This is a genomic window from Dolichospermum sp. UHCC 0315A (genome assembly GCF_008121535.1).
GTDB lineage: Bacteria > Cyanobacteriota > Cyanobacteriia > Cyanobacteriales > Nostocaceae > Dolichospermum > Dolichospermum lemmermannii.
Genome location: NZ_CP043056.1, coordinates 483616 through 498222 on the forward strand (window position 1 = coordinate 483616; position 14607 = coordinate 498222).

The 14607-nt window shown below is 39.6% G+C and carries 14 protein-coding genes; 1 reads left to right on the forward strand and 13 read right to left on the reverse strand.

The window, feature by feature from the left end; genetic code table 11:
- Positions 1–174: 174 nt before the first annotated feature.
- From gshA to BMF77_RS02355, 13 genes are all read right to left on the reverse strand, one after another.
- On the reverse strand, positions 175–1314 hold the full coding sequence (gene gshA, locus BMF77_RS02295) for a glutamate--cysteine ligase (RefSeq protein ID WP_148760325.1): 1140 nt from the start codon (positions 1312–1314) through the stop codon (positions 175–177).
- A gap of 233 nt (positions 1315–1547) precedes the next feature.
- A complete protein-coding gene (locus BMF77_RS02300; protein ID WP_148760327.1) occupies positions 1548–2336 on the reverse strand; it encodes a GNAT family N-acetyltransferase in 789 nt (262 codons plus the stop codon).
- Positions 2337–2600: 264 nt separating this feature from the next.
- Complete coding sequence (locus BMF77_RS02305; RefSeq protein ID WP_148760329.1) at positions 2601–3521, reverse strand: NAD(+) kinase; 921 nt, start codon at positions 3519–3521, stop codon at positions 2601–2603.
- A 6-nt stretch (positions 3522–3527) separates the two neighbouring features.
- On the reverse strand, positions 3528–3833 hold the full coding sequence (gene nuoK, locus BMF77_RS02310) for an NADH-quinone oxidoreductase subunit NuoK (RefSeq protein ID WP_148760331.1): 306 nt from the start codon (positions 3831–3833) through the stop codon (positions 3528–3530).
- Positions 3834–3937: 104 nt separating this feature from the next.
- The gene (locus tag BMF77_RS02315; RefSeq protein WP_015080281.1) at positions 3938–4549 is read right to left on the reverse strand and encodes an NADH-quinone oxidoreductase subunit J; all 612 of its coding nucleotides are present in this window, start codon (positions 4547–4549) and stop codon (positions 3938–3940) included.
- 110 nt (positions 4550–4659) lie between these two features.
- Positions 4660–5235 (reverse strand): NAD(P)H-quinone oxidoreductase subunit I, encoded by a 576-nt coding sequence (gene ndhI / locus BMF77_RS02320; protein WP_015080282.1) that lies wholly within the window; start codon positions 5233–5235, stop codon positions 4660–4662.
- A gap of 84 nt (positions 5236–5319) precedes the next feature.
- Complete coding sequence (gene nuoH / locus BMF77_RS02325; RefSeq protein ID WP_148760333.1) at positions 5320–6438, reverse strand: NADH-quinone oxidoreductase subunit NuoH; 1119 nt, start codon at positions 6436–6438, stop codon at positions 5320–5322.
- A 485-nt stretch (positions 6439–6923) separates the two neighbouring features.
- Positions 6924–8060 carry a citrate synthase gene (locus tag BMF77_RS02330; protein WP_148760335.1) on the reverse strand — a complete coding sequence of 379 codons (1137 nt, stop codon included), beginning with the start codon at positions 8058–8060 and terminating at the stop codon, positions 6924–6926.
- An 87-nt stretch (positions 8061–8147) separates the two neighbouring features.
- On the reverse strand, positions 8148–8642 hold the full coding sequence (gene sixA, locus BMF77_RS02335; RefSeq protein WP_148760337.1) for a phosphohistidine phosphatase SixA: 495 nt from the start codon (positions 8640–8642) through the stop codon (positions 8148–8150).
- Between the two features lie 126 nt (positions 8643–8768).
- Entirely contained in the window at positions 8769–9983 is a 1215-nt protein-coding gene (locus BMF77_RS26420; protein ID WP_168204382.1) for a hypothetical protein, read from the reverse strand.
- Positions 9980–10390 carry a RusA family crossover junction endodeoxyribonuclease gene (locus tag BMF77_RS02345; RefSeq protein ID WP_015080287.1) on the reverse strand — a complete coding sequence of 137 codons (411 nt, stop codon included), beginning with the start codon at positions 10388–10390 and terminating at the stop codon, positions 9980–9982. Before BMF77_RS02345 ends, BMF77_RS26420 begins: the two co-directional genes overlap by 4 nt.
- Before the next feature lie 194 nt (positions 10391–10584).
- Complete coding sequence (locus tag BMF77_RS02350; protein ID WP_148760339.1) at positions 10585–11874, reverse strand: bifunctional oligoribonuclease/PAP phosphatase NrnA; 1290 nt, start codon at positions 11872–11874, stop codon at positions 10585–10587.
- A gap of 653 nt (positions 11875–12527) precedes the next feature.
- Complete coding sequence (locus tag BMF77_RS02355; RefSeq protein WP_148760341.1) at positions 12528–13025, reverse strand: HNH endonuclease; 498 nt, start codon at positions 13023–13025, stop codon at positions 12528–12530.
- A 386-nt stretch (positions 13026–13411) separates the two neighbouring features.
- On the opposite strand from BMF77_RS02355, the gene alr reads away from it, so the two are divergent.
- Positions 13412–14599 (forward strand): alanine racemase, encoded by a 1188-nt coding sequence (alr, locus tag BMF77_RS02360; protein ID WP_148760343.1) that lies wholly within the window; start codon positions 13412–13414, stop codon positions 14597–14599.
- Positions 14600–14607: the final 8 nt, after the last annotated feature.

Consider the following 14607-nt stretch of genomic DNA (forward strand, 5'->3'; position numbering starts at 1 on the left):
TGTCTAAAAATCTACCAAAATGTAGAGGCGATATATAGTTTTTTTTAATATGTTACGAAGTATTTTCCATTGATTATTTTTTTTAATCATTTCAGCGAGAGGAAATAAGAATCTGAGTGAGGAGAATATGTATCTTTGCCTATTCCCTCTTGCCTATTCCCTCTTGTCTGGTGTCTATTCCCGCACAGATGAACATAGTTTACTTTCTAGTTCGGTTTCCCGTTCTTGGGTAGAAATAATGGCTTGGGCAATTACACGCTGAATATCAACGCCTATTTTGTGTAGTTGTAACCATTGTTGAGCTTCATTACCTTCTCGGAGAATTTTTTGCAAGGGGGAGAGGAAACAACTAAAGCCCTGTTGTTTGGCAATACTCCAAACTTCATCATATATTTCTGCTATCCAATCTCTGGCAAGAATACTCCTACCATCTTGCCATCGCTGCAATCTTGCATCAAGACTGTCAGTAGCAGTAGCCATTTCGTTTTTCATGGTTAAGGTGATCAATTCTTCGGGAGAAAACGGACTTTGAGTTAAAGGATCAATAGCTGGGTTATTGATAATTTGGATTAACCGCGCTTCTAATAAAGCTGTCATTGCTAACAAAGCAATGGGATCTGTTACCAAGTCACAAATTCGCAGTTCTAAGCGATTTAAATCATAAGGACGGCGATCGCCATTTGGACGCACTGATACCCACAAATGCCGGACGTTTTGCATTGTCCCAGATGCTAACTGTTCATTTACCCATTGAATATGATCCGCATGACTAGCAAATAAGGGGACATGATTGGGAGTTTGGGGAAATAGTCCCCAGCGGGTGGAATGATAACCAGTAGTTTTACTATTTAGGAAAGGAGATGAGGCACTCATAGCTAGGAATAGAGGTGCTTCCATTCTCATGATTCGACAGGCACGCATTAATACCTCTGGGTCACTGATACCAACATTGATATGGACGCTGGCAGTAACTACCTTTGTGCCATAGGTTTGTTCAATGTAATCATGATAGGGATTGGTGGGGTCAGAACGCAAAAAGAGATCGCTTCCTTGCAAAGATAATGTACTACCCGGGATCAAAGTATAATTATCCAAGCTTTGGAGATAGTTCCGCAACTCTTTTCTAGGACGTAGTAAAGCGCACAATAAATTGTCATAATTCATAGATGGTTGAGTTATATACTCCACATTCCGGCTATCCGGCTCACGCATAAATCCATCTAAATTTGTAGTAATTTGATCCGATAGTCCGACAATATCACCTTGATGCGTACCAGTGTACATCTCAATCTCAAAGCCTTTTAATAAGACCATATTATTCTCCAAAACTTCTTCTAATGTTCATAAATTGTATCTAATTAGACGATTTTTTGCATTTTTTATGTATATATAAATTTAAGTAAGGAAAAAGTCATCAGAATTACAAAAAAGGGAACAGGGAATAGGGAATAGGGAACAGATAAGAAACACTCATTTTCACCAGTTTAGAGCTTCAGTCAAAAAAAAGATGTTTTTAAAAGATGCGTAGCCCGAAAAAAACAGTGTCATTATTTCAATCTCATGCCATAATGCCATCTAGTAAAATCAGCAATATTAGAAATAACTAAAAAGTCAATAGTTTTAAATTGCTGATCAATAGCTGGTAAACTGCATACTTTAGCCCCAATATTTAGATATGCCTGAAAAATATTAGGAATTGATATATTAGACTTTTCTGGATAACTTTGCGGAATTTCTATCAAGTATTTTGCATGAGGACATACTAAAATATGAGGATGGATAAAATTATTTTGTTTTAAATAATTAAAAGTACAAGCTGCTTCTCGATGAGATTGTGTAAGTAAAGATGCACAGCCAAAAAAATATTGTTGTTTAGTCCAAAGTAAATAATTAGCTAATCCTTTCCACAGTAATAATAGAGTATGACTATTGCGGTACTTCTTAGCTATACAAGCACGTCCCACCTCAACAGAAGATTGAAGAACAGCATCAGGAATACCATGAAGATCAAATATATCAGCCGCATCAAATCCTAGATATTGAGCAGCCATTGTATAAGTTTGCATTCTATAAGTACCAATCGTTTCACCCGTATTTTTAGCAATGAGTAATAAATGATGACAAACTTGATCAAATTTATCTTGATCCATTTGGGCAATATTAGAATTAGATAATCCTAAACCGAGTTCTAAATTAAATACTTCAAATCGCAATTGAAAAATAGATTCTAGTTCTTGAGGATTTGCAGCTAGACGCAGGATATATTTATCAGTTTGCAAAATGGGAAAATCAGGAGGATGGAGTTGATAATGATTGTAGCGATAAGAAAGTTCCATCTATTTTCCTAAATATGGCTAAGATATAGATCCCCGACTTCTCAAAGAAGTCGGATATCTGGTTATTCTAGTGATTACATTCTTTTCATTATGAACTTAACTGCTCAAAAAATCTGGTGATAAGATACAAAATCACCCAGTTCATACTTTCAATTGTCAGTAAGAATAGATATTAAAAACCCCCAAATATCTTAAAATTGGGGGCGAAGTTGAATTTACTATGACGGACTTACCGGGATAATATTTAGAAAATAAACATAAAAATCAACTGCGGTGATTATTGTTGTAGCGAACCCTTGTACCAGCCCAAAGTAATTTTTCCCGCAGTGTTTGATAATATGAATTATTTGCCCGTAATACAATAAACTTAGCGCGACAATCAGCCATTCGGACATCAACACGATGTCCTGGCCAAATGGAAGTAGATAACACACCATCCATCCAGAGTTTGGTACTTAAATCATAATCGCCCAAAGGCCAAATACTGACCACAGAACCAGGGGGTAAAACCAGAGGACGACTAGAAAGACTCATGGGACAAATGGGAGTGATGGTAATTGCTTCCATCCCATCGTGCATAATTGGTCCACTGGCAGAAACAGTATAACCAGTAGAACCTGTGGGAGTAGAGATAATTAACCCATCTCCCACATACTGATCTACTATTTCACCATCAATTTCCATTTCCAAAATTGAGGTGATCATTCTGTCAGCAGAAGCGGGTTTGACACAAAACTCATTTAAAGCCAAGTAACTTTCTGTCACGGGTTCTAAATTTGAGCCAGTTCCTTCATAGACCGCTGCTTGTAACATCATCCGCCGTTGGATAGCATAACGGTCTTCTAACAGCCTGTCCCAAACTATTTCTGGATCTTGAAACTCATCTACTGACTCAGTTAAAAACCCCAAATGGCCGCCTACATTCACTCCGAGAATGGGGATGCCGGCTGGGGCTAAATGTCTGGCACTTGTGAGGACAGTACCATCACCACCAAGTACCAAAGCAAGATCAATTGGTTGATTAGCAGAGGCCAAAAAAACCGGATAGGGGTTATCTTTTGGCCCACTAGGTCCCATCAATACTTGGCAATGACGATTTTCTAGTTGTTTAGCACATAGTTCAGCCCAGCTTTTACTCTGGGGATCTCGTGCTTTATAAGCAATGATTACCTGCTTGAGTTGCACGCACTATTACCACTTCAGAAGATTAAACTGCTCCATATCAACGGTATCGCGGTTGCGATAAATCGTCAGCACAATCGCTAAACCCACTGCCGCTTCTGCGGCTGCCACGGTAATCACAAAAACTGTGAAAACTTGACCTTTAATTAAGCTTGAATCAAGGAAGTTGGAAAATGCCATTAAATTTAGATTAACGGCATTCAGCAATAACTCAATTGACATCAGTACCCGCACTGCGTTGCGACTGGTAATTAAACCATAAATCCCAATGCAAAACAAAGCTGCGGCTAGTAATAAAAAGTATTGGAGTTGCATGATTGTCAGTTGTCAGTTGTTAGTTGGTAGGGGCGAAGCATTTGGAGAAGCATTTTTCGCAACTACCGATAATTTATCTTCCAAATGCTTCGCCCGTACAGTTGTCAGTTGTCAGAACTTCTACCAGTGCCGATGAGTTCTTTGGGGCGTTCTGGTAGGGTTAAAATTGTTTGTTGTAGGTCAGAAGTTGGTACTTGGTCAGGTAAATATTCCCGACGTGCCAAAATAATTGCTCCTACCATTGCTATTAGCAACAGAACGGAAGCTAATTCAAAGGGTAGCAAAAAGTCGCTGAAGAAATGCTCACCAATGACAATGATGGAATTTTGACTAACTACGGGATTGGTTGTATAAGCCCAAGGCGTAGCTAATACCATTGTACTTAAAAGCGCAAATAGTCCAAAACTCACTAAAGCTGTAAATACTTTCCGTAATCCCGCACTAGGTAATGGTGAAAAATCCTGTCTTTTGTTTACCAACATAATGGCAAACAGAATTAAAACGTTAATTGCACCAACATAAATTAGGATTTGTGCTGATGCGACAAAATCACCATTTAGCAATAGGTATATTCCCGCCATGCTGATGAATACACCTCCCAGCAAAAAGGCGGAATAAACAATGTTAGAGAATAGCACCACACCTAGTGCTGTCCCAATCATCATTACGCCAAGAATGCCAAGTGATACAGACTGTACTCCTTCGGCTAGATTCACTGTTTTTGTCCTTAGTTAGTTGTTAGTTGTTAGTTGTCAGTTGTTAGTTGTCATTTGTCATTTGTTAGTTGTTAGTTGTCAGTTGTCATTTGTCATTTGTTAGTTGTCAATTATTTTTCTACTAGGTCTTCTGGACGAGAACCTGCACGGGGGGCATCGGCGGGGACTCCGTGGGGGTCCATTACGCCTTTAGGTAGGTAAACAAGTTCTCGTAATGGTGTCACCATTGGATCGTTTGTAACTTTATAGGGCAAACGTCCCAGGGCTACGCTATCGTAATTAAGTTCATGGCGATCATAAGTAGCTAGTTCATATTCTTCTGTCATGGATAAACAGTTGGTGGGACAATATTCCACACAGTTACCGCAGAAGATACAAACTCCAAAATCAATACTGTAGTGTTTGAGCTTTTTCTTTTTAGTGCCTTTGTCCATTTCCCAATCAACTACAGGGAGATTAATGGGACAAACACGCACACAGACTTCACAAGCAATACACTTGTCAAACTCATAGTGAATGCGACCGCGAAATCTTTCACCGGGAATCAATTTTTCGTAGGGATATTGAACGGTAACAGGTCGCCGTCTCATGTGGTCAAAAGTAACAGATAATCCTTGACCAATATAACGACCTGCTTGGACTGCTTCTTTGGCGTAATCACCAACTTGTTTGAGGAATTTGAGCATTTTTGTGTCTCTCTCTTTGTCAGTTGTCAGTTGTCAGTAGTCAGTTGCCAATCATGAATGACATTGACCACTGACTGCTGATATTTACCCACCGAAGGCGAAGGGAAAGGCTAGTTTGAAGGCGGCGGTTAATAGGAGATTTACCAAGCCTATTGGTAAGAGGAATTTCCATCCTAAGTCTAGCAATTGGTCAATCCTTACTCTTGGTACTGTCCAACGAATGAGGATGGCGAAAAATACTAGTAAGTAGGCTTTGATTACGGTCATGGTAATGCCTATAACCGCTGTGACTACCTGAATTGCTTGGTCACTTTCGCTGACTCCTAACCAACCAGTGATCATGTCAAGGGGTATAGGACAATGCCAACCACCAAGGTACAAAATTGCTACTAGTAAGGCAGAAAGTACCAGGTTAATGTAGGAACTGAGGTAGAAGAGGGCGAATTTCATGCCTGAATATTCGGTTTGATACCCTGCAACTAGTTCTTCTTCTGCTTCTGGTAAGTCAAAGGGTAGGCGCTCGCATTCTGCTAGGGCGGCTATCCAAAAGATCACGAAACCTAATGGTTGTCGCCAAATGTTCCAGCCCAAAATGCCAAAGTTAGATTGCTGATTCACGATGTCAACGGTGCTGAGACTGTTGGACATCATAGCGATCGCTAGTACACTCAATGCTAAGGGAATTTCATAACTGATGGACTGCGCTGCTGCCCGTAAACCTCCCAACAAGGCATATTTATTATTGGAGGCATAACCCGCCATTAATAAGCCAATGGGCTGAATACTGGATAATGCAATCCACAAGAATACGCCCATGCCGACGTTAGCAATGATAATATTCTGTCCAAATGGCACAATTAAATAGGACAGAAATACTGGTAAAACGACAATAATTGGACCAATGGTAAATAGCCAAGGATCTGCTTTGGCGGGGATGATATCTTCTTTAAATACCAGCTTCAGACCATCTGCTACAGGCACTAACAATCCAAAAGGACCCTGGTATTCAGGCCCAATCCGTTGCTGTGCTGCCGCAGAAATTTTCCGTTCTAGCCATGTGGCAACTAGGACACCTACTGTAGCCCCAATCAGCATCAACACCATTGGTAATGGCATCCATAGGGCTTTGGCCGCTCCTGGGGGAACGCCTAAGTCCTTGACAGATTGAATAAAAGTTCCTTGGAGGTCAATTCCTGGATTCATGTTTGCTGCTCTTTAAGTCAACGTGCTGATGAACTGTGAAGGATGAAATCAGTTATTCTAATTTTCATCTTTTGTCTTCAGCTTTAGTAATAATCTCTGCTGAGATGATGACCGATTGAAGTTCAATACATTTGCCAATTCATGAGTCTAGTATATCCTTGGATGGTTTTCACCATGAGACTCCACAAGACAACTTCTACTTATGGTTGGGATTGGGAATTGATGATTGGTGGCTGAGGAAATGGGCAAAAGTTTCCCCATTAAGTCGTTAAACAAGACAAATTAGCCGCTTCCGAGTTGGTAACGGTTGTCTATGGTCTACAAATTGTCTGATTTTCCCACACTGGCTGCTGTTGTCAAGTTGCCAATTTTAGCGGGTTTTGATTTTGGACGACAAGCCTCAATGGTAGATAGGACAGTTATCAATCTGCCCATTAGAGGACTTGAATTGAACATCCAAAATCTAGAGTTAATTTATTTGTTAGTTAACGTTGGTCAATGGGAGTGTAGGCGATTTCGTGAAGACCGTTGTAGATTTGGGTAGGACGGAAAATCCGGTTTTCTACCAGTTGTTCTTTCCAGTGTGCTAACCAACCTGCTACACGAGCGATCGCAAATACTGGTGTAAACAAGTCTGTAGGAATTCCCATTTTCCTATACACTAAACCGGAATAAAAGTCAACATTAGGATAAATCCCTCTGTCACCCAGTTTTTCCGAAACTACCCGTTCCATTTCCACGGCAATTTCATAGTATTCGTCATAGCCAAACTTCTCAAACAACTGCTCTGCCAAGCCTTGTAAGATTGTAGCGCGGGGGTCTTTGACTTTGTAAACTCGATGTCCAAAACCCATAATTTTAGCTTTGCGTTGCAGAAGATTATCCACATAAGGGACAACATTTTCTACAGAACCGATTTCTTCTAACATCTGAATTACTTCTTCATTCGCTCCACCATGCAATGGTCCACCTAAAGTACCTACAGCACTGGCAACTACTGCATAAGGATCGGTTAAGGTTGACGCTGTTACTCTAGCACTAAAGGTAGAAGCATTCATTGTATGCTCAACATGAAGAATTAAGCAGATATCAAAGATTTTAGCGGCTAAAGGATCAGGCTCTTTCTCGTTGAGCATATACAGGAAGTTAGCCGCATAGCCTAAATCATCTCTGGGCTTAACTGGATCATTACCTTCCCGCATTAACTGGAACGCTGCTACCATCGTGGGAATAGTCGCTATTAAACGGACAGCGGCGGTACGAATGTAGACCGGATTATGTAAGTCCCTAAGAGAATAAAATAAACCTAAAGCAGCAGCAGAAGCTTGAAGAGCATCCATCGGATGACCACTTTCAGGAAAGCATTTCATCATATCCCGAATGCGGTATTTGATGCGTCTGTGGAAGAGAACTTCATGCTCAAATTCTTTCAGTTCTTCCTGAGTTGGTAACTCACCCCAAATTAACAGATATGCAGTTTCTAGGAATGTGCTTTTTTCGGCTAATTCCTCAATCCTGATACCACGATATTCTAGAATTCCTTTCTGCCCGTCTACATAACTAATACTCGACTGGGCTGCGGGAATACCTTCTAAACCAGGCTTGTATTCGCATACCGTCATGGCAACACCATTTACTTTGTAAAATATCTGCTCACGCTAACTCACCAGAGACTATTTTCACCACAAAAGTTGCAGATGTAACAACTATTACAGCAGGTACTTGGGTGGTGTCAACCAAAACATTTGACTACGACCCCAAGCTGAACCATCATCTGGTAGTTTTATTCCCATCATACCTGCTTTTTTGAGGATGAGGCTCTCTTTTGCTTCTCCCCACAGGAGAATTTCTGCCCAATGGCTTAAATTAGGCTCGTGACCGACTAATGCTAGTCGGGTTTTTTGGGGATAATTTCTAGGTTTCAGCCATTCTTGCCACCAATTTTGAATATTACCATCAAAGCTAAGATGATCTGATGCTTCTAATTGGGAACTCAATCCAGCCGCAATGAGTATTTCTGCTGTTTGATAAGCGCGAACTAGGGGACTGGTAAGAATTAGATCAAAATGTAATTCTAGCTTTACTAATTTTTGAGCGACTTTCTCGGTTTTTTGTCTTCCTTCTGGGGTGAGTTGTCGTTCTTCGTCTTTTAGTGTAGGTTGATGTTCTTCGGCAATGCCGTGACGAATTAAGTATAGTTCCATGTTTTTAGTTGGGTGTTTTTATATTATTTTTTGTTTCGCGCAAAGACGCAAAGAAGCAAAGGCGCAAAGAAGAGGGTAAAATTAGTAATTTCATATTAATATCTATATCAAAAGAATCTAGATCTCTCATATTTTAGCCTTTGCTAATAATCCATATAATATTTCAATCCGTTTGTAATTAACTATATCAATAATAGTTACTTTTTTAGGTTGAACTTCAAAAATGATTCGATATATGCCTACCTTGGCAATAAAATCATTATCTGAGCTTGAATTCAGTTGAGAAACTTCAATTTCTGAACAATCAGGAAATTTTTCTAGATAACTAATAGCATGACTAATCTTTTCTTTCTCTTGAGTTGGTAAAGCATCAAGTGCTATTTGTGCGTTATCATCTAAAACTATTTTATTTTTGTCTATCTGTTGATTATTAGATTCAGTATAAAGATCGCAATACTCATCAACTATGTGTCGAAAATCATTGAAATTATTGGTTAATCCTTCTCGTTCCGACATCTCCTTAATCTCTGCCAGTGTTCTATCCTTTGTTTCTGTTGGTACGTCGTGTAACACAGAAGCAACTATTTCCAGAACTTTATGATATTCTTGTAGTGCAGTTTCAATACTTTCTTTCATACTAGCCACTGTTTTGCTTAAAAGGCTTCTATGTATGGCAGGAATCCATTCATCCAATAACTCAACAATCAACATTAAAAACTTACCTAAAACCTCCGAATTTAGCTTCTGAATGTATCCATGAGCTAGACGATTGCGCTTTTCCAAATAAGCTTGAATAATATCAAATTCAGAAATTGATAACTCTCCCAAAGAGTACATTGTTCTTAGCAATCTTATGACTGGTAAACGTTCAACAGGAATTGATACATCAACTGCTCTTTTTCTTAATGCTCCCTCAAAAACACTCCAGAGAAAAAGAAAAGCAGGTTCAATATTATTATTTTCAATAAGCTTGCTAACTTGACTAAAATAGTTGATTAGTTCTTCCCAGGAAGGTAGTTCTTCCGATGTTCCAGGTAATGATTCGGCTTCTATATCTTCAAGTGTTACCAATAAAAAACGCCAGCCCGGATGTCTACTAATTTCTTCCGCTACAGATTGTAAACGCTCAACTGAAACTGGACTAATGCTGGTTTTTACTTCAATTATTAAACCAGATTCATTTTGATTCTTAGTAGCAAGAATATCGGGTTGATAGTTATCCAAATCAAAGGGTAATTGATCCGCCTTCGGGTTTTGTATAACTGTAAATCCTTCATCACGATACTTTTTGATCAAAGATTCAACTTTATCATCACGTAAACTTTTAGTATTGTCTATCATAAGTATTGTTCCAATGGTTGAGATTCACTTACTTTGACATAAACACACTCTTCGCCAATGATGGCACCTTCCCGCAATAATAAAGGTAAATTTGTTATATCAATCGGATCTGACATAAACCGACGATGACTATCTACATCTAATACTAAATTATCATCTTCATAAACTAAGCCTATAAGTGCATCCTGTATTGGTTTGATAATGTTATCAGTATCAGGTGGAGAATCATCACTACAAATGTAAACTAGCGTAAGCTGTAGATAAGATACTTTAATTGGACTGTCACCTTTCCAAAACTTTTCGGCTTCAGAACGAACAAAATTTTTCCATTCATTCAGTCCTTTCGGTTTTGCTTGTAATGAAACAGGCCGTCTGGAAATGAGAAATTCAAAAGGTATTATTGGCATTCCCAGTGCATCTCTTGATTATAACTTAACAAACTTATAAGCACTTTCCAAAACTTACTCCTCAAGTCTTTGGCATATTTCTAAATTGTACCAAATTTATACCTGCTTCTTTGACAGCAAAAGCTAAATTCATTTGCATGGGTTCAGCACTGCTAAACCCTAAATCAATCAAGTCTTTTAATCCGGTTTCAAGACTAAATTGGATTATCTCTCGGATTCACCAATCTCAATAATTTCTGTTTGATTTGTGCGTCGAAAACTTCCCATTTGATTTTGGCATAAGCCGAGTTTTCATTACCACCAGATAAGAAACCCATGGGAATTTCAAAGCCTCCTGCACCCGTTCTTCCACCACCAAAAAATCGCCCAGTGCTATCCTGTCCAAAGGCTTCTTTAATAAATTCATCAGGATCTAAAGTAAGTTTTGTGGTTCTCAGAGATCCTATCACCACTTCTAGTTCGTCATCTTCATCATGAACGATTCCATAAACTACTGCGGTATGCACATTTTCTTCCGTAACGAGAAAATCAGCGGCTTGGGGAATTGCATCCCGGTCATCATAGCGCAAGTAACCAACACCAGCTATGGAAAAGTTATTTTGAACGATGCGGTTTTTAAGCGATCGCTCGATCACATCCATCACCCGCTTAGAACGATTTGCTTGCAAAATAGCATTTAGTAACTGAGCATCATAAAACCTGCTCAAATACCCAGCAGCCATAAAATCTTCTTCTTGGGCTTGCATCAACCGATTTGTATCTGAGCGCAAACCGTGCATTAAAGCTGTAGCACATTTAACGTGCTGGCTAATGCTGTTATCTAAAGTTAATAATCCTGCTTGTAAGTATTGAGTAAAAATTGTGGCTGTAGCTCGCACATAAGGACGAACATCAACAAATTCTGACTTGAGTTCCCCTTGTAAACTATGATGATCCACCAGCACTATCAGGGGAATTCCCGCTTGTTGGATTGCTGGTAATAATTGAGATGTAGTTCCCTGGTTGTCAATTAACACAAACCCTTGATAAGACGACAAATCTTTATTTTTTAAAGTTTGCATCGTCCAGCGTTGAGCAGGTAAATTAGTTAGCTTAACTAAAGCAATATTTTCCTGATGGCTTAAAGTTCCCGCGTAAACAATATCACACTTAATATCATACTGTTGGGCAATTAGTTGGTAAGACCAAGCACAAGAAAGAGCATCAGGATCGGGAAAATCCTGTAAAATCACTAATTGACGTTCATGGCGATGTGCAAGCAGCGTTTTCTGTAACTCTTCTGATTTTTGAGATGCTAGAGAATTGCCACGCTGAACTAAATAGATACCTCCATCACCATTAGAGGATGATAAGGAAGTTCGGGTTAAAGTTGGAAGCTCAATTAGCTCTTTCTCCTTCTCTTTCTCTTTCTCTATTTCCTCTGGATGCGGATCTGTGGTCAATGATAAACTCTCAAATTGAGAAGCCGGATAATTCACGTACATAAGTAACTGTATTTTTAAGCGGGGAAAAGGGGGTATCCATTCAGGCATAATCCAAGCAATAATGCGCTTGTAAAGCTACAGGAGACTTGGCAAAAATCTAAAATTAATTGTCTTGGCACTTTGTCGGGCGGTTTATTTTTGTCAATAGCATGAGTCAAGGATCTATTACATCTACCTCAAGTGCTACAGAGATGCTGAAAATCAGGTACGCTTTACCTCTTGGGTTATATAAAACCTCATAATTTGTGGCTTTGTCTAAACAAATATGCAGATTTTTATGAAAAAAATTTGATAATTATCTTGAATATTTATTTGACTTGTGTTATATTGGACATTCCGTGTGCAAATTGACATCTCAATTTCTAGCTGGCAAGTCATCCACTTATAATTGTAACAAATTATCAGTTAAGAACAAAATCTATCTATATATCGTTTTTTAAAGGACAAAACGCCAATTCTGGAAATTAAGGTTGTTTGATGCTGCGGACATGAAAATATCAGCTTAGTGGAAACTTGCCATAAGCTGTAATAAATACTCATCAAAAGCAAGTGAAACCCCTACTTGTAGTCACTATCGTTGACTTTATTTAGTCAAACGGATATATCTACAGGTAAATTTTGACCTGAACTTTTGTAGTTAATTTTGGGTAATGTCAAAGACCTATGACATACTTTTGCCACTCCTGGTGAAGTCCACTTTTCAGATGCTTCGTTACCTCAAAGTAGAGGCTACTGTAAGGTTGACGGGGTAAATGACGCAAAGGCATTCGGGCTTCTTGAGGTGTACGACAGCCTTTTTTGATATTGCAGCGTACACAAGCAGTAGTAATATTCTCCCAGGTATCTCCACCTCCTCGTGATCTCGGTATCACATGATCGAGAGTTAACCCGTCCCCTGTGTGACCACAGTATTGACAGGTATGGCTATCACGATGCAGGATATTTCGCCGAGTGAGAGGAATTTCCATATAAGGAACGCGGACATAGTGGCGCAACCGGATCACGGTCGGCATGGGAAAATCCGAGTAAAGGAATTTACTGTTGTATTCTAAGCGTTCAGCTTTGCCTTTCATCAACAACACGGTGGCACGTCGCCAACTGGTGATGTTGAGCGGTTCGTAAGAGGCGTTCAGGACTAAAACCTTCCTCATGAATCTGCGCTCAAGGTATTAGTTTTACACATACTAACACAAATACACTCCGCTGGGGATATGAGAATAATTTATACTTTTGTCCTTGACTCAGATCCCGGACTTCTTTAAGAAGTCCGGGATCTTATTTCTTATTTACCTAAAATCGCCATAAAAGAGGATTTAGGGGTTGACTTTTGATTTCAAATTTGTTATGATGAAACTGATAAGGAAGAACTATCTTCTAATAAGTACAAAAATTATTGAGTATTCAGACACACTAATAATATTGCTCGTGCTACTATCTTGTATAAATTACCGGATCAAAGTTAAACTTCCTGATTAAAGTGATATAGCTTCTAGGGGATGTGAGAAGCTTTTCGGTGGTGTGATAGGAGTGAAGTGCAATGTTAAGTCGCAAGCAAACCCCGATTTTTGCTGACAATCAGGAATGTGATACTTATGCTTGGTTTTCTCAGCGGGCTTGGGTAGAAATTGATTTAGGGGCGTTGTCTGATAATGTCAAGCAGTTGGTCAAGTTTTTATCACCACGCACCCAATTAATGGCAGTTGTTAAAGCGGATGCCTATGGACATGGGGCGGTAGCAGTTGCTAAAACTGCCTTAGAAGCGGGTGCTGGTTGGTTAGGTGTGGCGACTGTTCCTGAAGGTATTCAATTGCGGGAAGATGGTATTAAAGCCCCGATTTTAATTTTAGGGGCAACCAACACGCCAGAGCAAATTCAGGCGATCGCTCATTGGCAACTTCAGCCCACACTGTGTAGTCCTAAGCAAGCTTTAGAATTTTCCAACACATTAGAAACTATTAACTATAATTCTTCTTTATCTGTACATATCAAATTAGATACGGGAATGTCTAGACTAGGCACTAATTGGCAACAAGCAGCGGAGTTTGTGCAGTTGGTACAAGGATTACCCCATTTAGATATTGCCAGTATTTATTCTCACTTAGCAACAGCAGATAGTCCCGACGCTACGGTGATGATGGAACAGCATAGCAGATTTGAAGAGGCGATCGCCCACATCAAAGCTAAAGGGATCACAATTCCCAGTTTACATTTAGCCAACTCAGCCGCTACCCTGGCAGATTCAAGATTACACTATGATATGGTGCGGGTAGGTTTAGCCATTTATGGGCTTTATCCTGCTAATCACTTACAAAATCACATCAAACTGCAACCCGTTTTACAACTCAAAGCTAGAGTTACCCAAGTTAAAACCATAGCCGCAGGAACTGGAGTTAGTTATGGTCATCATTTTATTGCTCCTCAAGAAATGCGTCTGGCTGTAGTTGGCATTGGTTATGCCGATGGAGTTCCTCGTCATCTTTCTAACCAAATGCAGGTGTTAATCCGTGGACAGCGTGTGCCACAAATTGGCGCAATTACCATGGATCAAATTATGTTAGATGTGAGTTCCATCCCCGATTTGCAAGAAGGGGAAATCGTCACTTTGCTAGGGGAACAGGGAAAAGAACAAATATCCGCTGATGATTGGGCAAATTGCCTCAATACCATTTCTTGGGAAATTCTTTGCGGCTTCAAGCACCGTCTACCTCGTGTAGCTGTGATGTAGAGCAATAC